The sequence below is a fragment of the Mesorhizobium sp. M7D.F.Ca.US.004.03.1.1 genome, from assembly GCF_003998635.1.
In the GTDB taxonomy this organism is placed as follows: Bacteria; Pseudomonadota; Alphaproteobacteria; order Rhizobiales; family Rhizobiaceae; genus Mesorhizobium; species Mesorhizobium loti.
In genome coordinates this window covers 1-18,902 of sequence record NZ_RZQG01000027.1, presented here as the reverse complement: position 1 = coordinate 18,902, position 18,902 = coordinate 1, and the positions used below count along the sequence as shown (strand labels likewise).

At 63.8% G+C, this 18,902-nt stretch carries 20 protein-coding genes and 1 pseudogene; 11 read left to right on the top strand and 10 right to left on the bottom strand.

The features are described 5' to 3' along the window. The 3 genes from EN935_RS03515 to EN935_RS41795 all read right to left on the bottom strand — a co-directional run. On the bottom strand, positions 1 to 693 hold a 693-nt coding region (locus tag EN935_RS03515; protein ID WP_164771009.1), incomplete at its 3' end, for an ABC transporter ATP-binding protein. Then, on the bottom strand, positions 617 to 1,447 hold the full coding sequence (locus tag EN935_RS03510; RefSeq protein ID WP_109658635.1) for an ABC transporter ATP-binding protein: 831 nt from the start codon (positions 1,445 to 1,447) through the stop codon (positions 617 to 619). The genes EN935_RS03510 and EN935_RS03515, both read right to left, overlap by 77 nt. Continuing rightward, a complete protein-coding gene (locus EN935_RS41795; RefSeq protein ID WP_245488832.1) occupies positions 1,444 to 1,797 on the bottom strand; it encodes a hypothetical protein in 354 nt (117 codons plus the stop codon). The genes EN935_RS03510 and EN935_RS41795 overlap by 4 nt, the downstream gene beginning before the upstream one ends. 6 nt (positions 1,798 to 1,803) lie before the next feature. Between EN935_RS41795 and EN935_RS41790 the strand changes: the two are divergent. The 5 genes and pseudogenes from EN935_RS41790 to EN935_RS03480 all read left to right on the top strand — a co-directional run. Continuing rightward, positions 1,804 to 2,148, top strand: a pseudogene (locus EN935_RS41790) (CvpA family protein); the annotation flags it as partial. Positions 2,149 to 2,252: 104 nt separating this feature from the next. Next, the gene (gene purF, locus EN935_RS03500; protein WP_109662803.1) at positions 2,253 to 3,722 is read left to right on the top strand and encodes an amidophosphoribosyltransferase; all 1,470 of its coding nucleotides are present in this window, start codon (positions 2,253 to 2,255) and stop codon (positions 3,720 to 3,722) included. A 150-nt stretch (positions 3,723 to 3,872) separates the two neighbouring features. Continuing rightward, positions 3,873 to 4,613, top strand: coding sequence for an SDR family NAD(P)-dependent oxidoreductase (locus tag EN935_RS03490; RefSeq protein ID WP_109662799.1), 741 nt, complete (start codon positions 3,873 to 3,875; stop codon positions 4,611 to 4,613). A gap of 131 nt (positions 4,614 to 4,744) precedes the next feature. Then, positions 4,745 to 5,374, top strand: coding sequence for a hypothetical protein (locus EN935_RS03485; RefSeq protein WP_127265356.1), 630 nt, complete (start codon positions 4,745 to 4,747; stop codon positions 5,372 to 5,374). 167 nt (positions 5,375 to 5,541) lie between these two features. Continuing rightward, on the top strand, positions 5,542 to 5,763 hold the full coding sequence (locus EN935_RS03480; protein ID WP_013532531.1) for a hypothetical protein: 222 nt from the start codon (positions 5,542 to 5,544) through the stop codon (positions 5,761 to 5,763). Positions 5,764 to 5,766: 3 nt separating this feature from the next. On the opposite strand, the gene EN935_RS03475 is transcribed toward EN935_RS03480, so the two are convergent. Next, a complete protein-coding gene (locus tag EN935_RS03475) occupies positions 5,767 to 6,273 on the bottom strand; it encodes an OsmC family protein (protein ID WP_109662795.1) in 507 nt (168 codons plus the stop codon). Positions 6,274 to 6,284: 11 nt separating this feature from the next. Beyond that, positions 6,285 to 6,605, bottom strand: a complete 321-nt coding sequence (locus EN935_RS03470) for a hypothetical protein (protein ID WP_127265357.1) — start codon at positions 6,603 to 6,605, stop codon at positions 6,285 to 6,287. Between the two features lie 32 nt (positions 6,606 to 6,637). Between EN935_RS03470 and EN935_RS03465 the strand changes: the two genes are divergently transcribed. The 3 genes from EN935_RS03465 to EN935_RS03455 all read left to right on the top strand — a co-directional run bounded on the left by EN935_RS03465 (position 6,638) and on the right by EN935_RS03455 (position 10,191). Then, positions 6,638 to 8,218 (top strand): alpha/beta hydrolase, encoded by a 1,581-nt coding sequence (locus EN935_RS03465; RefSeq protein WP_245488830.1) that lies wholly within the window; start codon positions 6,638 to 6,640, stop codon positions 8,216 to 8,218. 116 nt (positions 8,219 to 8,334) lie between these two features. After that, positions 8,335 to 9,222, top strand: a complete 888-nt coding sequence (locus tag EN935_RS03460; RefSeq protein ID WP_127266141.1) for a DMT family transporter — start codon at positions 8,335 to 8,337, stop codon at positions 9,220 to 9,222. A 60-nt stretch (positions 9,223 to 9,282) separates the two neighbouring features. Continuing rightward, a complete protein-coding gene (locus tag EN935_RS03455) occupies positions 9,283 to 10,191 on the top strand; it encodes a DMT family transporter (protein ID WP_109662789.1) in 909 nt (302 codons plus the stop codon). A gap of 168 nt (positions 10,192 to 10,359) precedes the next feature. Here the strand turns inward: EN935_RS03455 and EN935_RS03450 are convergent, their stop codons facing one another. Next, on the bottom strand, positions 10,360 to 11,214 hold the full coding sequence (locus EN935_RS03450; protein WP_127373171.1) for a LysR substrate-binding domain-containing protein: 855 nt from the start codon (positions 11,212 to 11,214) through the stop codon (positions 10,360 to 10,362). 113 nt (positions 11,215 to 11,327) lie between these two features. On the opposite strand from EN935_RS03450, the gene EN935_RS03445 reads away from it, so the two are divergent. After that, positions 11,328 to 11,735, top strand: a complete 408-nt coding sequence (locus EN935_RS03445) for a 4-oxalocrotonate tautomerase family protein (protein WP_126068575.1) — start codon at positions 11,328 to 11,330, stop codon at positions 11,733 to 11,735. A 138-nt stretch (positions 11,736 to 11,873) separates the two neighbouring features. Further along, positions 11,874 to 14,096 (top strand): AMP-binding protein, encoded by a 2,223-nt coding sequence (locus tag EN935_RS03440; RefSeq protein ID WP_127265244.1) that lies wholly within the window; start codon positions 11,874 to 11,876, stop codon positions 14,094 to 14,096. 27 nt (positions 14,097 to 14,123) lie between these two features. Here EN935_RS03440 and EN935_RS03435 read toward each other — a convergent pair whose 3' ends face one another. After that, a complete protein-coding gene (locus EN935_RS03435; protein WP_245463090.1) occupies positions 14,124 to 14,870 on the bottom strand; it encodes a phosphatidylcholine/phosphatidylserine synthase in 747 nt (248 codons plus the stop codon). A 74-nt stretch (positions 14,871 to 14,944) separates the two neighbouring features. Further along, the gene (locus EN935_RS03430; RefSeq protein WP_109662777.1) at positions 14,945 to 15,643 is read right to left on the bottom strand and encodes a phosphatidylserine decarboxylase; all 699 of its coding nucleotides are present in this window, start codon (positions 15,641 to 15,643) and stop codon (positions 14,945 to 14,947) included. Positions 15,644 to 15,945: 302 nt separating this feature from the next. On the opposite strand from EN935_RS03430, the gene EN935_RS03425 reads away from it, so the two are divergent. Further along, positions 15,946 to 16,809: an SMP-30/gluconolactonase/LRE family protein gene (locus EN935_RS03425; RefSeq protein WP_127265243.1), complete on the top strand. Its 864-nt coding sequence runs from the start codon at positions 15,946 to 15,948 to the stop codon at positions 16,807 to 16,809. Between the two features lie 9 nt (positions 16,810 to 16,818). Here the strand turns inward: EN935_RS03425 and EN935_RS03420 are convergent, their stop codons facing one another. Both EN935_RS03420 and EN935_RS03415 read right to left on the bottom strand, forming a co-directional pair. Then, on the bottom strand, positions 16,819 to 17,166 hold the full coding sequence (locus EN935_RS03420; protein ID WP_127265242.1) for an antibiotic biosynthesis monooxygenase: 348 nt from the start codon (positions 17,164 to 17,166) through the stop codon (positions 16,819 to 16,821). A gap of 331 nt (positions 17,167 to 17,497) precedes the next feature. Next, positions 17,498 to 18,902, bottom strand: a 1,405-nt coding sequence (locus tag EN935_RS03415) for an ABC transporter ATP-binding protein/permease (RefSeq protein ID WP_164771008.1), incomplete at its 5' end; no start/stop codon positions are given.

The following is an 18,902-nucleotide window of genomic DNA, read 5'->3' as shown; positions in this document are numbered from 1 at the left end:
ATGCTCGGCCATTTCCTGTGCGGGGGCGTGAAGCTTCACCTTGCCGGTGTTCAGCAGATAGGCGTAGTCGCCGCATTCAAGTGCTAGCTGCACATTCTGTTCGACGAGCAGGATGGAAATGCCGTTGCGCGACAGGTCGAGGATGATGCGGAAGATCTGATGAACGATCTTCGGGGCGAGGCCGAGGGATGGCTCGTCGAGCATCAGAAGTTTCGGCTCGGCCATCAGCGCCCGGCCAATGGCAAGCATCTGTTGCTGGCCGCCGGACATGCGGCTCGCCATACCGTTGCGCCGCTCCTTCAGCATCGGAAAGAGATCGAAGGCCTCGGCGCGCAGCGCTTCGAAGCTCTTGCCGCCGCGGCCAACATGGGCGGCGACTAGGTTTTCTTCCACCGTCAGGCGTTGGAATATCTGGCGGCCTTCCGGGCAATGGGTGATGCCCAGGCGCACGACCTGCTCCGGCCGCAGGCCGGTGATGTCGCGCCCTTCGAAGGTGATGCTGCCGGCGGTCGGACGCGCAACGCCGGAGATGGAGTTGAGCAGCGTCGTCTTGCCGGCGCCGTTCGGGCCGAGAACAACGACGATCTCGTGCGGATCGACGTCGACGTTTATGTCTTCAAGAACGCCGACGCGTCCGTATCCCGAGCTGAGCCCGGCGATCCTGAGCAGCGGCTCGGATGTCGTCGATGTCATTGGCGGTTCCCAGATAGGCGAGTTGGACGTCGGTGCTGGCCTGCACCTCGGCGGGTGTTCCCTGAAAAAGCAGCTTTCCGTGATGCATGACAATGATGTTGTCGCAGAGCGCCATCACCAGATCCATGTCGTGCTCGACGATGATCGTGATCCGGTCGGGCGAGCGCTGGGCGGCGAGCTTCGCGGTCAGATCCGCCGTCTCATGATGGTTCAGCCCGGCAGCGGGCTCGTCAAGCAGCAGCAGGCGCGGATTGCAAACCAGCGCGCGGGCGATCTCCAGCATGCGCTGGCGGCCATAGGGCAGGCTGCCGGCTTCCGCGTCGGCATGGCCTTGCAGATCGAAAAAACGCAAGATCTCCATGCATTTTTCGCGTCGGTGGTCGCGGCGGGCCGAGGCATAGGGCGGCCACACGACTTCTTTCCATGTGCCGCCGACGTCGCTCGGATAGAAGCAGACCTCGAGGTTTTCGAGCGCGGTCATCTGGTCGAAGAGACGGATGTTCTGATAGGTGCGGGCGACTCCCGAATTGGCGATCTGATATTTCTTGAGCTTGTCCAGGCGTTTGCCGTCGAGCGCTATCGATCCGGCCGAGACGGTGTAGGAGCCGGCGGTCATGTTGATGAGCGTCGACTTACCGGCGCCGTTGGGCCCGATCACACCGTGGATCAGCCCGGGGGCGAAGGAGGCGGTCACGTCATCGATGGCGACGACCTGGCCATATTCCTTTCGCAGTCTGTCGAAAACCAGGGTCATTTGCCGAACAGTCTCCGGATAAGCTTGTCTGGTCCGAAGCTGCGCGGAACGATGCCGGCCGGGCGTACGATGATCAGGAAGATCATCAACAGGCCGAGGAAAAGAATGCGCCATTCGGCGAATTCGCGCAGCACTTCCGGCAGCAGGATCAGGATTGCCGCACCGGCGACGATGCCGAGAATGTTGCCGATGCCGCCGATCACGATCATCAGCACGATCAGCACCGATTCCTGAAGCGTGAAACTCTCCGGGCTGACGAAGCGCTGGGAGGCCGCGAAGATTGCGCCCGCGATCGAACCGATCGTCGCGGAGGTGGCGAAGGCGGCAAGCTTGGCGTTGGTCGTGTTGATGCCGATGCCGCGCGCGGCATCCTGGTCGTTGCCGTCGCACTGCTGTTCTTCAACTGGTTGGCTGGCGCCAAGGCTCCCGCCTGGGTCACGGATGCCAAGTCGCGGCCTTTGCTCGAGCAGATCGGCGCCAAGCTCGAAAGCCTGCTGCCCGAGGATCCGGAAAACGCGATCCTCAAGAAGCTCAACCCGAATCAGCCGGCCGCCGAGACGCCCGCAGCTCCGGACGCCCCGGCAGCGGACGCTCCAGCAGGTGGCGACGATGCCAACACGCCGGCGCCTGACGATGACGCCGCAACACCGCCGGCGGACAACGCGCCGGCCAATCCAGCACCGGCTGCACCGGCAAACTGACGCCGAAAACGGCGTCAGGACCTAACGATGGTGTGAACGGCTGTACGGCGCGCGTTGCTTTCGACGCGAACCCGCACTATATGGCGATTTTAGCGGAGCTTAAGATGGCAGACGCAGACGACGTGCTTTCCGCCGAGGCCGACGACCATTTCCACGACGAATGCGGCGTGTTCGGCATTTTCGGCCGGCAGGATGCCGCGGCCATCGTCACATTGGGCCTGCATGCGCTGCAGCATCGCGGCCAGGAAGCGGCCGGCATCGTTTCCTATGACGGCAGCCAGTTCCATGTCGAACGCCATGTCGGCCTGATCGGCGACACCTTCACCAAGCAGCGCGTCATCGACAGCCTGCAAGGCAACCGCGCCATCGGCCACACGCGCTACGCCACCACTGGCGGCGCTGGCATGCGCAACATCCAGCCCTTCTTCGCCGAATTGGCCGATGGCGGTTTCGCCGTCGCCCACAACGGCAATCTGACCAATGCCATGACCGTGCAGCGCGCGCTGCAGAAGCAGGGCGCGATCTTCTCCTCGACCTCCGATACCGAGACGCTTTTGCACCTTGTCGCCACCAGCAAGGAGCGCGATTTGAACTCGCGTTTCATCGATGCGGTGCGGCAGGTCGAGGGCGCATTCTCGCTGGTGGCGATGACGGCCAAGAAGATGATCGGCTGCCGCGATCCGCTCGGCATCCGGCCGCTGGTGCTCGGCGATCTCGACGGCGCCTGGATCCTGGCTTCAGAGACCTGCGCGCTCGACATCATCGGTGCCCGTTTCGTGCGCGACCTGAAACCCGGCGAGATGGTCGTCGTCACATCCAAGGGCATTGAAAGCCTGTTCCCCTTCGAGCCACAGAAGACCCGCTTCTGTATCTTCGAATATGTCTATTTCGCGCGGCCGGATTCGTCGGTCGAAGGCCGCAACGTCTATGAGGTGCGCAAGCGCATCGGCGCCGAGCTCGCGGTCGAAAGCCCGGTCGAGGCGGACATCGTCGTGCCGGTGCCGGATTCGGGCACGCCTGCGGCGATCGGCTTCAGCCAGGCGGCGGGTATTCCCTTCGAGCTCGGCATCATCCGCAACCATTATGTCGGCCGCACCTTCATCCAGCCCGGCGATTCGATCCGCCACATGGGCGTCAAGCTGAAGCACAATGCCAACCGCCGCATGATCGAAGGCAAGCGCGTGGTGCTGGTTGACGACAGCATCGTGCGCGGCACCACCAGCCAGAAGATCGTGCAGATGGTGCGCGACGCCGGCGCCAAGGAAGTGCATATGCGCATCGCCTCGCCGCCGACACGCGCCTCCTGCTTCTACGGCGTCGACACGCCGGAGAAATCGAAGCTTCTGGCATCGCGCATGTCGGTGGAGGAGATGGCCGAGTTCATCCGCGTCGATTCGCTTGGGTTCCTTTCCATCGACGGGCTCTACCGCGCCGTCGGCGAGGCCAGCCGCGACAACGACCAGCCGCAATTCTGCGACGCCTGCTTCACCGGCCAGTACCCGACCCGCCTGCTCGACTTCGAAGGCCACGACAATGTGCGCACGCTGTCGCTGCTGGCGACGAGCGGGACGTAGGATTGCCGGTCCTTCGCCAGAGCGGTTCATCGTTTCACGGAAACGTAGAACCGCTCTATCTCCTTGTTTCGACGCAATTCCGGACGGAAAACCGTTTCACACTTTTCCTGGAATTGCTCCAGCCTTAGCCAGATTTCCGGAATCCATCGCATGACCCTCGACCTTACCGGCCGCGTTGCGGTCGTCACCGGCGCCTCGCGCGGCATCGGCTATTTCATCGCCAAGGAGTTGGCTGCCGCCGGCGCGCATGTCATCGCGGTGGCGCGCACCGTCGGCGGCCTGGAAGAGCTCGACGACCAGATCAAGGCGGCCGGCGGCCAGGCGACACTGGTGCCGCTCGACCTCACCGACATGGCCGGCATCGACCGGCTGGGCGGCGCCATCCACGAACGCTGGGGCAAGCTCGACATTCTCGTCGCCAATGCCGGCGTGCTTGGCGTCATCTCGCCGATCGGCCATGTCGAAGCAAAAACCTTCGAGAAGGTGATGACCATCAACGTCACCTCGACCTGGCGGCTGATCCGCTCGGTCGACCCGCTGCTACGGCTTTCGGACGCCGGCCGCGCGATCATCCTGTCTTCCAACGCGGCGCACTCGGCGCGCGCCTTCTGGGCGCCCTATGCGGCATCCAAGGCTGCGGTGGAGACCATGATGCGCTCATGGGCGCATGAGACACAAAGCCTGCCGCTGCGGGTCAACGCCGCCGATCCCGGCGCCACCCGCACCGCCATGCGTGCCCAGGCGGTGCCGGGCGAAGATCCCGAGACGCTGCCGCACCCCTCCGAGATCGCCAAACGCATCGTACCGCTGGCCAGCCCGCAGCTGAAAGAGACCGGATTGATCTTCCAGGCCAAGCACAATCGCTTCGTCGCCTATCGGCAGCCGGAATAGAACTTGAGTCTTTTTTGATGTATGCCGGTTTCCAAAACCGCTGCACACTTTTGGGCGACCTGCGTAGGGATTAAATAGGCCTCCGGAAACGTTTCTTCGACGTAGTCGAAGCCCAAACTGGAGGAACCACCATGCGTAAACTGCTTTTCGCCACCGCCGCTGTCCTGATCACAGCTGTGGGCGCCGCCTATTCGCAAGACGCAACGATGAGCTTCTTCGTCACCAGTGTCGGTTCCGGCAAGGGCGCCGATCTCGGCGGCCTCGAGGGTGCCGACGCGCATTGCGCCTCGCTGGCGGAAGCCGCCGGTGTCACCGGCAAGACCTGGGCTGCCTATCTGTCGACCAGCGACACCGATGCGCGCGACCGTATCGGCAAGGGGCCTTGGGTGAATGCCAAGGGCGTCAAGATCGCCGACGACGTCGCCTCATTGCACAGCGATGCCAACGGCATCACCAAGCAAACGGCACTGAACGAGAAAGGCGAAGTGGTCAACGGCCGCGGCGACAAGCCAAACCGCCACGACATGCTGACCGGCTCCAAGCCCGACGGCACCAAGATCGCCGACCAGACCTGCGGCGACTGGACGATGAGCGGGGCGGAAGGGGCCGCGATGATGGGCCATCACGACCGCACCGGCCTCGACGAATCGGCTGCCGCCAAATCCTGGAATTCCTCGCATGCCTCGCGCGGCGGCTGCAGCCAGGAGGCGCTGAAGGGCACCGGAGGCGACGGCCTGTTCTATTGCTTTGCCACCAACTGAGTCGATTGGCTTCAAAAATTGGGGCTGGAACCCGCCGCCATATCACGCGGCTGTGATGTGGCGGTGGAAGGCTGCACCGCGGTCATGCTTTCGTCATTTCCGTGGAGTTGGTAGGATTGCAGCGACTCCCACAACAAGCGCCCAACTGGCAGAACAAGGAAATCCCCATGGCTACGACCGCAGCAGCGTTGGTCTGGTATCTGGTAATCGCCGGCCCGCAGGGCGGCATGGTCGTGCTGCCCAGCACCTTCGACAAGCGCGAACAGTGCACGGCCGCCATCACCGAATATCAGAAGCAGCCGACACCGGCCGGGTGGTCGGTGCAATGCGTGCCCAGCGCCTCGCCCTTCACCGACGAAGGCGACGCCGAGGAACCATCAGCACAGTAAGCGTCAGCGCCGCGCGCTGACCATCAGCTCCGGCTTCTGGCTGATGGTCTGGAACACCACGCAATAGCGCTCGGTCAACTTCAGCAGCGAGTCTATCCGCTCCTGCGGCTCGTCGGTGTCGAGCTTGAAATTGAGCCGGATGGCGCGAAAGCCGACCGGCGCATCCTTGGCGACACCAAGCGTGCCGCGAAAATCGAGATCACCTTCGGCTTCAACGGTTGCGGCGCCGAGCTTGAACTCGAGCGCCGTCGCCACCGCCTTCAGCGTCACCCCGGCGCAGGCCACCAATGCCTCGAGCAGCATGTCGCCCGAGCATAGCTCAAGGCCCGAGCCGCCTGTTGCCGGATGCAGTCCGGCGATGGCAAGCGCCCTGCCCGTTTCCACCTTGCAGGCAACCGACTGGTCGTCGATCGAGCCCTTGGCGCGAAGCGTGATCAGGGCCTGCGAAGCATCGTCACGATAGGCCTGCTTCAGCGGCGCCTGCATGGCCTTCAATTCGGTCGCATCCATCGCTGTCCCTTTCATCGACTGTTTCCACCGCCGGCATCAGCCGTCCGATCGAGATTTGCGCCGACCGCCATGGGAAGGCAATGCCATTCCGCAATACGGGCCAGCCGCTGCCGGTGCTTTGTCCAGCCAGACATCTGCCCGCGAAGGGGAAGAGCGGATGTCATGCCGGCTTTCGCCCATCGCCAACGTCGCCAAGTGGCTTGACCGGAGACGCTGCCAGTTTCCCTCTGCCAGGAGTTGTCCGGCAGGACGAAGGGAGACGTGAAGGAACGCGACAGCGGCAGTTGTACGACCATACAGCCATTTCCTTTGACTTCGATCATCTCGGCCATACCTATGCGGGAGTCGTCCTCGCGGAGCCATCATGCCGGCCAAGCTGAAACTGATCTTCCTTATCCTGCCGATGCTTGCCGCCCTGGTGCAGCCCGTCCTGGCTGAAACGGCGGAGCGGCCGGCGCCCTCGGGCGGCGTGCTATCCCTGCTGCCGCCGCCGCAAACCACCAACCATTCGATCAGCCTCGCCGGGCGCAAGCTGGATTATCAGGCAAAGGCCGCCACCCTGTCGCTGCTTTCCGGCAAGGGCGACGTCACGGCGGAGATCTTCTATGTCGCTTACACGCTGCAGCAACCGGCAAGCGTGGCCAAAGACCCGCAGCGGCCGATCACCTTCGTGTTCAACGGCGGCCCTGGAGCAGCGTCCGCCTATCTGCATATCGGCGCGCTCGGTCCGCGTATTATCGCAACGGGAGCCGACGGCGAATTCCTGCCATCACCGCAAAGACTCATCGACAATCCGGACAGCTGGCTCGACATGACGGATCTCGTCTTCGTCGATCCGGTCGGAACCGGATATAGCCGCGAGGCACCGGGCCAGGACGCGCACGACTTCTGGGGCGTCAATCAGGATGCCAGCTCGATAGGCGCCTTCATCCGGCTCTATCTGGCGCAGAACGGCCGCACCGGATCGCCGCTGTTCCTCGCCGGCGAAAGCTATGGCGGGTTCCGCGCGGCGCTGCTCGCCAGGACATTGCAGGAAGACATCGGCATCAGTCCGAACGGCATCGTGCTGATCTCGCCGGCGCTGGAGTTCACGCTGGTGCAGCCCGACGAATTCGAGCCGCTGCATTGGGCGCTCGAACTGCCTTCACTGGCGGCGGTGCGCCTACGCGCCGAAGGCGTCAGCGGCGATGCTTTGCGGGAGAAGCTGGCCGAAGTCGAACACTATGCACTGGGCGATTACCTTACGGCGCTCACCAGCGGACTGGAGCAAGGCAAGCAACTGGCCAGCCAACGCGTGGCTGACATCACCGGCCTGCCGCTCGACCTCGTGCAGCGCAACTCCGCCCGCATCCCGACCGGCCTATTCGCAAGGGAGTTCTCCCGTGCCAGCGGCAAAGTGCTCAGCCCATATGACGCCATGATCGGCACGGCCGACATCGCGCCCGAGAGCGCCCGCATCGCCGGGCCGGATCCTGTGCTCGACCGCAGCGTACCGGCGCTGACGTCGGCGTTCGTCGGCTATATCAGCGACGAACTGAATTTCCGCACCGATGTCAGCTATCGGCTGCTCAATGGCGAAATCAGCCACAATTGGGATTACGGGACCAGCGCCTCGCGGCAAGGCTATGCCGGGGTGATGGACGATCTGCAGCGAGCACGCTCGCTGAACCCCTCGCTCGGCGTCGTGATCGTCAACGGCTACACCGACCTGGTCACGCCTTACCTCGCCTCGCGCTACCTGGTGAACCAGATCCCCGTCGCTCGCCAATGCCAAGCCTATCCGTCTCGATGTCGTCGAGGGCGGGCACATGATGTATTTCAGATCCGATGGTCGGCGCGCCCTGAAAGAGGCCGCTTCGGAGCTTTACCCGGCGACGCAATAAGCGTTGCGACAATGCGGCTCGCCATGGAACCCTGCCCCAACACAAGCATGGGGCTGGCGTAGCGCTGTACCGACTTTCGCCCGTATAGCTTGGTGCCGAGGGAGCTGAATTCCCAGGTCCCTCGTGTCGCTCCTCGCAGCATCACTGCCGCTCCGGCAATTTTGGTCCCACGCGCCTTATGGCCGATATCGCCATTCTCGAAACACGCGAGCGGGTTCTTGCCGGCATCCTGCTGACCGGTGCGGCCTATCTCCTGTTTTCGACGCAGGATGCTTCGATCAAGCTGCTGGTCGTTGGCATGAGCGTCTGGCAGATCATGTTCTTCCGCAGCATCACCATTCTGGGCGCCTGCGCGGCGATCGGCGGGCGACAGCTGTTTGCCGACACGGTGCGCTCGCCGATCGTCCGGCCGATGCTGGTGCGCAGCGCCTTCACGCTTGCCGCCTGGCTCTGCTACTACAACGCCGCGCGCAGCCTGCAACTCGCCGAACTGACCACCGTCTATTATGCGGCGCCGATCATCGTCACCGTGCTTTCGGTGGTGATGCTCGGCGAAAAAGTGCCGATGCTGCGCTGGCTGGCGGTGCTGATCGGCTTTGCCGGCGTGTTCGTCGCTTGCGATCCGACCCATCTCGGCCTGTCCGTGCCGGTGCTGCTGGTGCTGGCGGCCGCCTTTTTGTGGGGCATCGCCATCGTGCTCTTGCGCAGGACCGCCCTTGCCGAGCGCTCGATGATCCAGCTCCTGCTCAACAATTTCTATTTTCTGCTGTTTTCGGGGGTGCCGGCGTTGCTTTGGTGGCGGACGCCGGACGGGGGCCAGTTGCTGCTGCTTGCCAGCGTCGGCGCGCTCGGCGGCCTGGCGCAATACCTCCTCTTCGAAGGCATGAAGCGCACACCGGCCTCGGTCCTCGCACCGCTGGAATACACCTCGCTGTTGTGGGCATTCGCGCTTGGGTTTGCGATCTGGGGTGACGTGCCGCGTCGCGAGGTGTTCCTGGGTGCTGCCCTGATCGTCGCCGCCGGACTGTTGATCGTCGGCACCGAGCATTTCCGCAAACGGCTATGATGTGGGTCACCATCATTGCTGACACTACGATGTCAGGACCAAGCGGCGTAGGCTGGCGGCATGACTGACATTGCAGCCGCCATCGACACCGCCGCGGAGCGCACGCTCGGCATCATCCTGGTGTCGTCCTCGGCGGCCGTTTTCGGCCTGACTGGCGTTCTGACAAAGTCGATCCATGCCGACCCATTGACCATCATCTGCTGGCGCGGCTTTGTCGGCGCGATCCTGATCAGTCTGTATGTGCTGTGGCGGCGTCACCGTTCCGGCACGCGCGAAACGCTGCGGCTTGGCTGGCGCGGCTGGCTGCTGGCGGTGGAAGGGGCGCTGGCCAGCATCGCCTTCATCTCGGCGTTCAAGTTCACCTTCGTTGCCAATGTCGCCGTCATCTACGCCACCGCGCCCTTCGTCACGGCACTGCTGGCCTGGGTTCTGACGCGCGAACCGTTCCGACTGCAGACGATGGTCGCCGCTGCCGTGTCGCTGTGCGGCGTGGCGATCATGGTCTGGTCCGGCTTCGGCACCGGCAATCTGTTCGGCGATGGACTGGCACTGCTGATGACCATCGGCAGCGGCCTCTACATGATCATGGTGCGCGCCTTCCGCGACACGCCGGTGGTGTGGGCCGGCGCGGTTTCGGCATTCCTCCTGTTTGTGCTCGGTTGGTTCGTCACCGATCCACTGGCAGTTTCGCCAAGGGATGCCGTTCTGCTCGTCACTTTCGGCGCGTCCTTCGCACTCTCCTCGATCCTGTGGACGGAGGGCGCGCGGCTCATCCCGCCGGCCGAATCCGGGCTGCTCGGCTCGGCGGAAGTGCCATTCGCGATCCTGTTTGCCTTCCTGTTCCTGGGCGAGATTGCACCGGCCGCCAGCATGATCGGTGGCGCCATCGTGTTGTGTGCGGTGTTTGCCCATGCGGGGCGGGACTGGCTGATGGCCCGCTCGCAACGCATGACGTCAAATATTTCTTAAAAAAGTGACACAGTCACGGAACCATCATCGGGGTCAGGCATTGTTGGTGCGACGGGCCATCCCCAAGTCCCCCCAAACCCCTCGGCCCGTCCTACTCCCAAGCCGACCGCAAGGTCGGCTTTTTCTTTGCCACTTGGCGACCGCAAGGTCGGCTTTTTGTTTGGGCATTCAGCCCGACAAGGCAAGGTTGCCGCTGAGCAGGGTTGCCAGATCGGCTGCCGAACCATCGGCACCGGCACGCAGCCGGATGGCGAACTCCGCCACTGGAACCGGCGGCAGGCCAAGCTCTCGCGGCGCCTCGACAATGCCGGAATGGGCAAAGCGGGCCGTCCGCAGCGTCAGCGCGACACCGGCGTTCACCGCCGTGCGCAGGCCGGCCAGACTGGCACTACCGGCAGCGATGCGGTAGCGGCGGCCGGCCGCGTCGAGCGCGGCCAATGCTGCTTCGCGAAAACCGCAATATGGATCGAGCAGCGCCAGCGGCAATTCCTCCTGCCGCGTGGCCAGCCCCTTTTGTGAGCAGAGCCATATCATCGGCTCGCGCAGCACACCGACCTCGTCCGACGCTGCCGCCTGGCGCATGAGGATTGCCAGATCGAGGCCGCCAGACTGCAGCGCCTGCGCCAGTTCGGCGGAGCGGCCGACCCGCAGTTCGATCCTGACGCGCGGATGACTGACGGCAAAGGCACGCAGCAGGTCCGGCAGGCCGCTGTCGGCAAAATCCTGTGTCGTGCCGATGGCGACGCGCCCGGCAGCGCGGGCGCCCTTCAGCGCCAGCCAGGCCTCGCGATGCGCGGCAAGGATGCGCCTGGCATGGCCGACGAGATCCTCACCCGCCGGCGTCAGGCCGCGCCCCCGCCCTTGCGGCGCCAACAGCGGCTCGCCGACGATTTCCTCCAGCCGCTGCATCTGGGCGGTCACCGCCGAGGGCGAACGGCCGACGCTTGCAGCCGCCTGAGCCAGCGAGCCACTGTCGACGAAAGCGAGGAAGGTCCTGAGCAGATCGGGATCGAGGGTTTCCATAATTCGATTGTATCGAATCTTTGATTGAAAACAATTCGATTTTTTTGACTCAATGATGATGACATGGTCCTTCCAACGGCAATCAGACGCCGCTCAAACCAAGGAGACGAGAAATGCCTATCATCACCGTCAGCGTCACTGGCAAGCCCGACGCGGCTCTTTCCGCTCGCATCGCCAAGGAGGCCACTGAAATCACCGCGACGCAGTTGCGCAAGGATCCGACGATCACCGCCGTTGCCGTGTCCTATATCGATCCGCAGCACTGGTTCGCCGGCGGCAAGTCACTAGCCGAGCATGGCACCAATACATTCTGGCTTGATATCAAGGTGGTCGACGGCACCAACACCAAGCTTGAGTTGGAAGCCTATCTGAAGGCGATCTTCTACGCCTTCAGCCGCCTGCTGGATGGCGTGCACGAGGAAAGCTACGCCTTCGTGCATGAAGTGCCGGCCGCTGCTTACGGCTATGGCGGCAAGACGCAGGAGTTCCGTTTCATCAGCGGACGGTTGAAGGCGGCGTGAGCAGCGCCGACTTCCCTTCCCCACGGGGAAGGCAAGAGGCGTACTCATCCGCATTGACCTTGCTCCCACATCGTCTAGGTTCTGGCCGAAGCGGCCGCAAAAGAGCCGAGATGCTAAAAAAATTGGGAGAGACGCGGCATGGTCCTGACACTGGCGCTGCTTGCGGGTCTTGTTCTGGCCTGGCTGCTGATCGGCGTGGTGGAAAAATTCCGCCTCGGCCTGCGCTTCACCCAGGCGCTGCTCTATGTGCCGTTTAAGCTCGCTTACCGGATCGCCGACAACCGTATCAGGATCGCTCGCAAGGCGCAGGCCCCGGTCATCTACGTCATCTCGCATCAATCGCGCTTCGAACCGGCTCTGATGCTGTCGCTGCTGCCAGACGATACGCTGCATATTCTCGATGAGGTCTCGGCGCGCGCGCCTTGGCTCGAACCGTGGCGCGAGCTTGGCCGCACCATCGCCTTCAATGCCGAACATGTCTTCGTCAGCCGCCGGCTGGTGCGCGTACTCAAAGGCAAGGGCCGGCTCGCCGTCTATCTGCCGGATGCGGTCGAGCCTGACGTCAAGACGTTTCGGCTGTTTCGTGCTGTCACCCGCATTGCCATGCAGGCCGACGCTCGTATCGTGCCGATCTTCGTCGGCGGCGCACGCAGCCTGTCGGTGTCGTTGACGCCAGCGGACAAGGCACCGCGGCATTGGTTTCCACAGTTGTCGATCAGCGTGCTGGAGCCGATGACCATCGCCGAACTGGTGGCGCGCAACCCCGACCAGGCCTCGAACACCAATTCGCTGTTCGACCGTGTCGCCGAAGCCCGGCTTTTCGGCACCGACCTCGATCGTGGCCTGTTCCTGACCATGCGCGATGCCGCTGACCGCGTCGGCGCTTCGCACCCGATCATCGAGGACGTCATCTCGGGCGCGCTGAGCTACCGCAAGATGTTCATCGGCGCCCGCGTCCTGGGCAGGCGCTTCGAAGCGATGACGGCGCCGGGTGAAGCGGTCGGTGTGATGCTGCCCAACGCCAATGGCGTCGTGCTGTCGCTCACCGGCCTTCTGTCGGCCGGCCGGGTGGCGGCGATGATCAACTACACGGCCGGGCCGGCGAGCGTGACTGCCGCGGTGCGCACGGCGGTGATAAGGACCGTGATTTCCTCCCGCGCGTTCGTCGAGAAGGCCGATCTCGCCGATATCGTCGCGGCGGTCGAAAAGGGCGGTGCAAAGTTGCTTTGGCTGGAGGATGTGCGGGAGAGCGTCACCGCGCTGGACAAGCTTGCCGCCGCCTTGCTGTGGCGCTGGCCGCTGCAACGGCAGGATGCGGCCAAGCCGGCGGTGATTCTGTTCACCTCAGGCTCGGAAGGCACGCCGAAAGCAGTCGTGCTGTCGCACAAGAACCTGCTTGCCAACGCCATGCAGGCCGAGGCGCGCATCACCATCTCGCCCGCCGACATCCTGCTCAACGTGCTGCCTGTGTTCCACTCCTTCGGCCTGACGGGCGGTACGATCCTGCCGCTGGTCACCGGGGTAAAACTGTTCCTCTACCCCTCACCGCTGCACTACAAGATCATCCCCGAGGTGGCGCGCAAGGTGAAACCGACCATCATGTTCGGCACCGACACGTTCCTCGCCAACTATGCGCGCACCGCCAAGGACGGCGATTTTTCCAGCCTGCGCTTCGTCGTCGCCGGTGCCGAGGCAGTGAAGCCGGAAACCCGCCGCGTCTATCGCGAGCGCTTCCAGGCCGAGATCATCGAAGGTTTCGGGCTGACCGAGGCGGCACCGGTGGTTGCCGTCAACACCGCCATCCATGGCCGCGACGGCACTGTCGGGCGGCTGCTGCCGGCCATGCGCATGAAGCTCGAGCCGGTCGAAGGCATCAGCGATGCCGGCCAATTGTGGCTAGACGGACCGAACCTGATGATGGGCTACATGACATCGGACCGTCCGGGTGAGCTGCAGCCGCTGACCGGCTGGCACGACACCGGCGACATCGTTGCGGTCGACCGCGAAGGCTTCATCACCATCCGCGGCCGCGCCAAGCGCTTCGCCAAGATCGCCGGCGAGATGGTGTCGCTGGGTGCGGTCGAGATGCTGGTGCAGTCGCTGTGGCCGGAAGAGCGCCATGCGGCAGTAGCGGTGCCGGACAAGAGGCGCGGCGAGCGCATCGTGCTGGTCACCACCGCCGACGACGCCAACCCGGACGAGTTGCGCAAATTCGGCAAACAGGCGGGCGCCGCCGAACTGATGGTGCCGAACGACATCGTCAAGGTGGAGGAAATTCCAGTGCTGGGATCCGGCAAGACGGACTATGTGTCGACGAGGAAACTGGCGATCGACAGGCTGGGGCTCGGCGTCGCCGCCTGAGTCAAATCAAGCACTCCGGCGAATTTTCTAACCTATATCGGAAGGCGGCACCTTCTCGCCCTCGAGCTTGGCGCGCTTGGAATAGGCGCGCACGCTGAACGGCAGGAAGATCAGGTAGCCGGCGACCGACGCGGTCAGCGTGTACCAGGGATAGGTCATCAGCAAGAGCACATAGAGCACGACACCAAGGATGATCGGCAACACCCTGTCACCCGGGATTCTCAGGCTCTTGCCGGAATAGACCGGCAGCCGGCTGACCAGCAGGAAGGCGACCAGGATGGTGAAGCCGGTGGCGACGAAGGCCGCCGGACGACTGGGCTCCAGCCCGGTGCGCAGGAAATAGAGATAGAGCGGCAGCATCACCAGCACCGCACCCGCCGGCGCCGGCACGCCGACGAAATATTCGGACTGCCATATGGGGCGATCGCCCTTCTCGTCGTCGAGCACGTTGAAACGGGCGAGGCGCAGCCCACAGGCGATGGCGAACAGGAGTGCTGCAATCCAGCCCGGCGAGCCGGCGCGGTCGAGCAGGAAGGCATAGAGCACCAGAGCCGGGGCCACACCGAAATTGACGATGTCGGCCAGAGAATCCATCTGGGCGCCAAATTTCGAGGTCGCCTTCAGCATCCGCGCCAGGCGGCCGTCAATGCCGTCGAGGAAGGCAGCAAGCAGCACCATCACCACCGCCGGCTCGAAGCGGCCTTCGAAGCCGAAGCGGATGCCGGACAGGCCGGCGCAGATGGCAAGCACGGTGACCAGATTGGGCAGCACCATGCGCATCGGGATCTCGCGGATGCGCGGACCGCCGCTGGCATGGGCCTCGAACTTTTTGTATTGCGTGCCCACCGTCAGGAAATCCGCACGAGGGGGGTGCCGGCGACACCGCCGAATTCGGCCAGCACGGTTTCGCCGCCGACGGCCGTCTGGCCAACGGCAACACGCGGCGTGGCAGCCAGGGGCAGAAAAACGTCGACGCGCGAGCCGAAGCGGATCAGGCCAAAACGCTCGCCAGTGCCTATCGAGCCGCCGGCCTCGGCCCAGCAGACAATGCGCCGCGCCACCAGGCCGGCGATCTGGACGGCGGCGATCGTGCCGTTGGGGCTCTCGATGACCAGGCCGTTGCGCTCGTTCTCAGTGCTTGCCTTGTCGAGTTCGGCATTGAGGAATTTTCCGGGCCGATGCTCGATTTTCGCAATACGGCCGCGCACCGGGGCGCGGTTCACGTGGCAGGAGAAGACGTTCATGAACACCGAGATGCGGGTCATTTCGACATTGCCGAGGCCGAGTTCACGCGGCGGCACAGCCGGCCCGACCGCCGAAATGATACCGTCGGCGGGGCTGACCACGAGGCGGTCGTCGACCGGCGTGACGCGCTCGGGATCCCGGAAGAAATAGACGCACCAAGCCGTCAGGATAAGGCCGATCCAGAACAGGATCGAAGAGAAATAGCCGAGGAAAAGGGTTGCCGCGCCAAAGGCCGCGATAAAGGGATAGCCTTCGCGATGGATCGGTACGAACGCGTTCTTGACCGTATCGACAAGGCTCATCGGGCTGGGGCGGGCTCCGTTTCAATTGCGGCCTCAATAGCCGAAAGCCCCCCTCGCCGCAACGCAACAATCGGCAAGGCCACATTGGCCGCAACCGGCAGCAGCGGTGATGCGCTAGCCTGTAGGCGTCGTTGCCGGCGGAATTCAGTGTCTCGCCGACCCACAACGCGCACGATGGCCGCCATGGGTGCTGTTCTGGCCACGCTGTCGGTGTCGGAACCGGGCCCCCTCGCACGTCCTTGGTGAGACAGCGTCCTCAACAGCCCTTCCGGCATGGCAACGCACAACCAGGAGTTCCACACATGCAGAAACCATTAGTCACCCCAGCGCGTCTCGTCACGGAAGGCCTTGCCTTCGGGGAATCGCCACGCTGGCATGACGATCGGCTCTGGCTCTGCAACTGGGGCACCGGCGAGATTGTCGCCATCGACGCCGGCGGCAACAAGGAGGTCGTGCTCACCGTGCCAGCCGTCCTGCCCTACTCCATCGACTGGCTGCCGGATGGTCGGCTGCTCGTCGTGTCAGGTCGCGAAGGCTTGCTGTTGAGGCAGGAAGCCGATGGAAGTCTCGTCATACACGCCGATCTGCATGACCTGTCGAAAAGCCCGTGGAACGAGATCGTCGTCGACGGGCGCGGCAACATCTATGTCAATGGCGGTGGCCCGGCGCCGGCGCCGGGCGAGCATTTCGGCCCCGGCACCATCGTGCTGATTGGCCCCGACGGCGCGGTTCGACAGGTGGCCGAGGATATCGCCTTTGCCAACGGCATGGCGGTGACCCCGGACAGCCAGACGCTAATCGTCGCAGAATCCCACGCCAACCGGCTGACCGCCTTCGACATCGCCGCCGACGGCAGCCTCGCCAACCGACGGATCTGGGCCGATCTCGACGGCTATCCCGACGGCATTTGCCTCGATGCCGAAGGGGCGGTCTGGTATGCGGATGTACCCAACAAGCACTGCGTGCGGGTGCGCGAAGGCGGTGAGGTGTTGCAGACGGTCACCGTCGATCGCGGCTGCTTTGCCTGCATGCTGGGCGGTGCAGACAGGCAAACACTGTTCATTCTCGCCGCCGAATGGCGCGGCTTCGAACACATGATCAGCGACGCCCGCACAGGCCAGGTGCTCAGCGTCGAAGCGCCGGCACCTGGCATCGGCTGGCCGTAAGAAGCCCTACTACAGCCCGGAGACCCGCTGATAGTTGGCGATGTCGGCCCGCACACCGAGCCGGGCGATCGTCTCCTGCGGGTTGAAGGCGATGCGCTCGTGCGCCGCCTTGACGATCGGCACGACGTTGTCCAGGGCCGCCTGGCTTTCCCATTCGACGATGGTCACAAGGTTGAATTCGCCCGGCCCCGAGAATTGCTCGAGCAGGAAGTCCTGCACGAAGCCTTGTTGCAGGCGCAGCAATTCATGCGTTGTCCGGACCTTGGCGAGTATCTCCTCGCGCGCGGCGGCCGGGACGACGAACTTGTCCACCCTGAACACGCTGCCGCCGTCAACATTCTGATTTGTCTTGCTCATTTCGATTGTTCCGTTCTTGATTCACGCTGGTTGGCGGGCTCCAAGAACGGCCTACAATCTCAACTTAAGTTGAGGTCAAGTGGAAATTTCGATTGATTTGTAGAAGGGCTCGGACGGCGACGCTGCCGATCTGCCCCTCGTGGGGGAGATGTCCGGCAGGACAGAGGGGGCGTGAAGGGTCGCCAACTTTCGGATGTCTTCAGCCAACTTTTGGATGTCTTCAAAAGAATAGCGGCGCCTGCACGAAAAGAACCGGAGATGACAGCGGGACAGCGCCCCCCTCTGCCCTGCCGGGCATCTCCGCCACGAGGGGGGAGATTGGCAGCGTCGCCTATGACACCTCCGACGTCCGCCGGCGAACGATGACGCCAAGCTCGTCGCCCTCGCGGGCGATGCGCAGCCGTTCCTCGGCTTCTGTCGCTTCGCGCTGGCGGTCCCACATCGAGGCATAGAGGCCATGCTTACGCATCAGTTCGGCGTGGGTGCCGCGCTCGGCGATCTGGCCATCCTGCAGCACGATGATCTCATCGGCCGTGATCACCGTCGACAGACGGTGGGCGATGACGATGGTGGTGCGGCCGCGGCTGACCAGATCGAGGGCGGCCTGGATCTCCTGTTCGGTGTGGCTGTCGAGCGCCGAGGTCGCTTCGTCGAGCATCAGGATCGGCGGCGCCTTCAAAATGGTGCGGGCGATCGCCACACGCTGCTTCTCGCCGCCCGAAAGCTTCAGCCCGCGTTCGCCGACCATCGACTTGTAGCCATCGGGCAATCGCTCGATGAACGGGCCGATCTGGGCGAGTTCGGCTGCCTTGCGCATATCCTCCTCGCTGGCACCGATGCGGCCGTAACGGATGTTGTAGGCGATGGTGTCGTTGAACAGCACAGTGTCCTGCGGCACCATGCCGATCGCGCCGCGCAGGCTCTCCTGCGTCACGTCCCTGATGTCCTGGCCGTCGATCAGCACCTGGCCGCCCTGCACGTCGTAGAAGCGGAACAGAAGCCGCGAGATGGTCGACTTGCCGGCGCCCGAGGGTCCAACAATGGCCACGGTCTTGCCGGCCGGCACCTCGAAGCTGACGCCCTTCAGGATCTTGCGGTTCGGGTCATAGGAAAAATGCACGTCGCGGAACTCGACCTTGCCGGCGCTGACCGCGAGCGGCCTGGCATCCGGTTTGTCGACGATCTCCTGCGGCACATCCAAAAGGTCGAACATCTGCTCGATATCGGTCAGCCCCTGGCGGATTTCGCGGTAGATGAAGCCGATGAAATTGAGCGGCACCGACAGCTGCATCAGCATGGCATTGATGAAGACGAAGTCACCGACCGTCTGCGTGCCGGCCTGCACTTCGAGCGCCGACATGCACATCACAATGACGGTGCCGAGGCCGAAGATGATGCCTTGGCCGAAGTTCAGCCAGCCGAGCGAGGTCCAGATGCGCGTCGCGGCGACCTCGTAGCGTGCCATCGAACGATCGAAGCGCTCGGCCTCCATGCCTTCGTTGTTGAAATACTTGACCGTCTCGTAATTAAGCAGCGAGTCGATCGCCTTGGTGTTGGCGTCGGTATCGCTGTCGTTCATGTCGCGGCGGATCGAGATGCGCCAGTCGCTGGCGCGGACCGTGAACCAGACATAGACCCAGACGGTGACCGCGACGACGGCCACATATTTCCAGCCATAGGTGTAGGCGAAGATGCCGGTGGTCAGCGCGAATTCGAGGATGGTCGGCGCCGTGTTG

What these genes read in the sequence shown, in the direction of transcription:
- EN935_RS03445 (WP_126068575.1), top strand. Translation starts at nt 11,328, where the DNA reads ATGCCTATCATCACCGTCAGCGTCACTGGCAAGCCCGACGCGGCTCTT.
- EN935_RS03425 (WP_127265243.1), top strand. Translation starts at nt 15,946, where the DNA reads ATGCAGAAACCATTAGTCACCCCAGCGCGTCTCGTCACGGAAGGCCTT.
- EN935_RS03455 (WP_109662789.1), top strand. Translation starts at nt 9,283, where the DNA reads ATGACTGACATTGCAGCCGCCATCGACACCGCCGCGGAGCGCACGCTC.
- EN935_RS03475 (WP_109662795.1), bottom strand. Translation starts at nt 6,273, where the DNA reads ATGGATGCGACCGAATTGAAGGCCATGCAGGCGCCGCTGAAGCAGGCC.
- EN935_RS03435 (WP_245463090.1), bottom strand. Translation starts at nt 14,870, where the DNA reads ATGGTGCTGCCCAATCTGGTCACCGTGCTTGCCATCTGCGCCGGCCTG.
- EN935_RS03450 (WP_127373171.1), bottom strand. Translation starts at nt 11,214, where the DNA reads ATGGAAACCCTCGATCCCGATCTGCTCAGGACCTTCCTCGCTTTCGTC.
- EN935_RS03470 (WP_127265357.1), bottom strand. Translation starts at nt 6,605, where the DNA reads ATGGCCGAGATGATCGAAGTCAAAGGAAATGGCTGTATGGTCGTACAA.
- EN935_RS03485 (WP_127265356.1), top strand. Translation starts at nt 4,745, where the DNA reads ATGCGTAAACTGCTTTTCGCCACCGCCGCTGTCCTGATCACAGCTGTG.
- EN935_RS03490 (WP_109662799.1), top strand. Translation starts at nt 3,873, where the DNA reads ATGACCCTCGACCTTACCGGCCGCGTTGCGGTCGTCACCGGCGCCTCG.
- EN935_RS03430 (WP_109662777.1), bottom strand. Translation starts at nt 15,643, where the DNA reads ATGAGCCTTGTCGATACGGTCAAGAACGCGTTCGTACCGATCCATCGC.
- EN935_RS03420 (WP_127265242.1), bottom strand. Translation starts at nt 17,166, where the DNA reads ATGAGCAAGACAAATCAGAATGTTGACGGCGGCAGCGTGTTCAGGGTG.
- purF (WP_109662803.1), top strand. Translation starts at nt 2,253, where the DNA reads ATGGCAGACGCAGACGACGTGCTTTCCGCCGAGGCCGACGACCATTTC.
- EN935_RS03440 (WP_127265244.1), top strand. Translation starts at nt 11,874, where the DNA reads ATGGTCCTGACACTGGCGCTGCTTGCGGGTCTTGTTCTGGCCTGGCTG.
- EN935_RS03480 (WP_013532531.1), top strand. Translation starts at nt 5,542, where the DNA reads ATGGCTACGACCGCAGCAGCGTTGGTCTGGTATCTGGTAATCGCCGGC.
- EN935_RS03465 (WP_245488830.1), top strand. Translation starts at nt 6,638, where the DNA reads ATGCCGGCCAAGCTGAAACTGATCTTCCTTATCCTGCCGATGCTTGCC.
- EN935_RS03460 (WP_127266141.1), top strand. Translation starts at nt 8,335, where the DNA reads ATGGCCGATATCGCCATTCTCGAAACACGCGAGCGGGTTCTTGCCGGC.
- EN935_RS03510 (WP_109658635.1), bottom strand. Translation starts at nt 1,447, where the DNA reads ATGACCCTGGTTTTCGACAGACTGCGAAAGGAATATGGCCAGGTCGTC.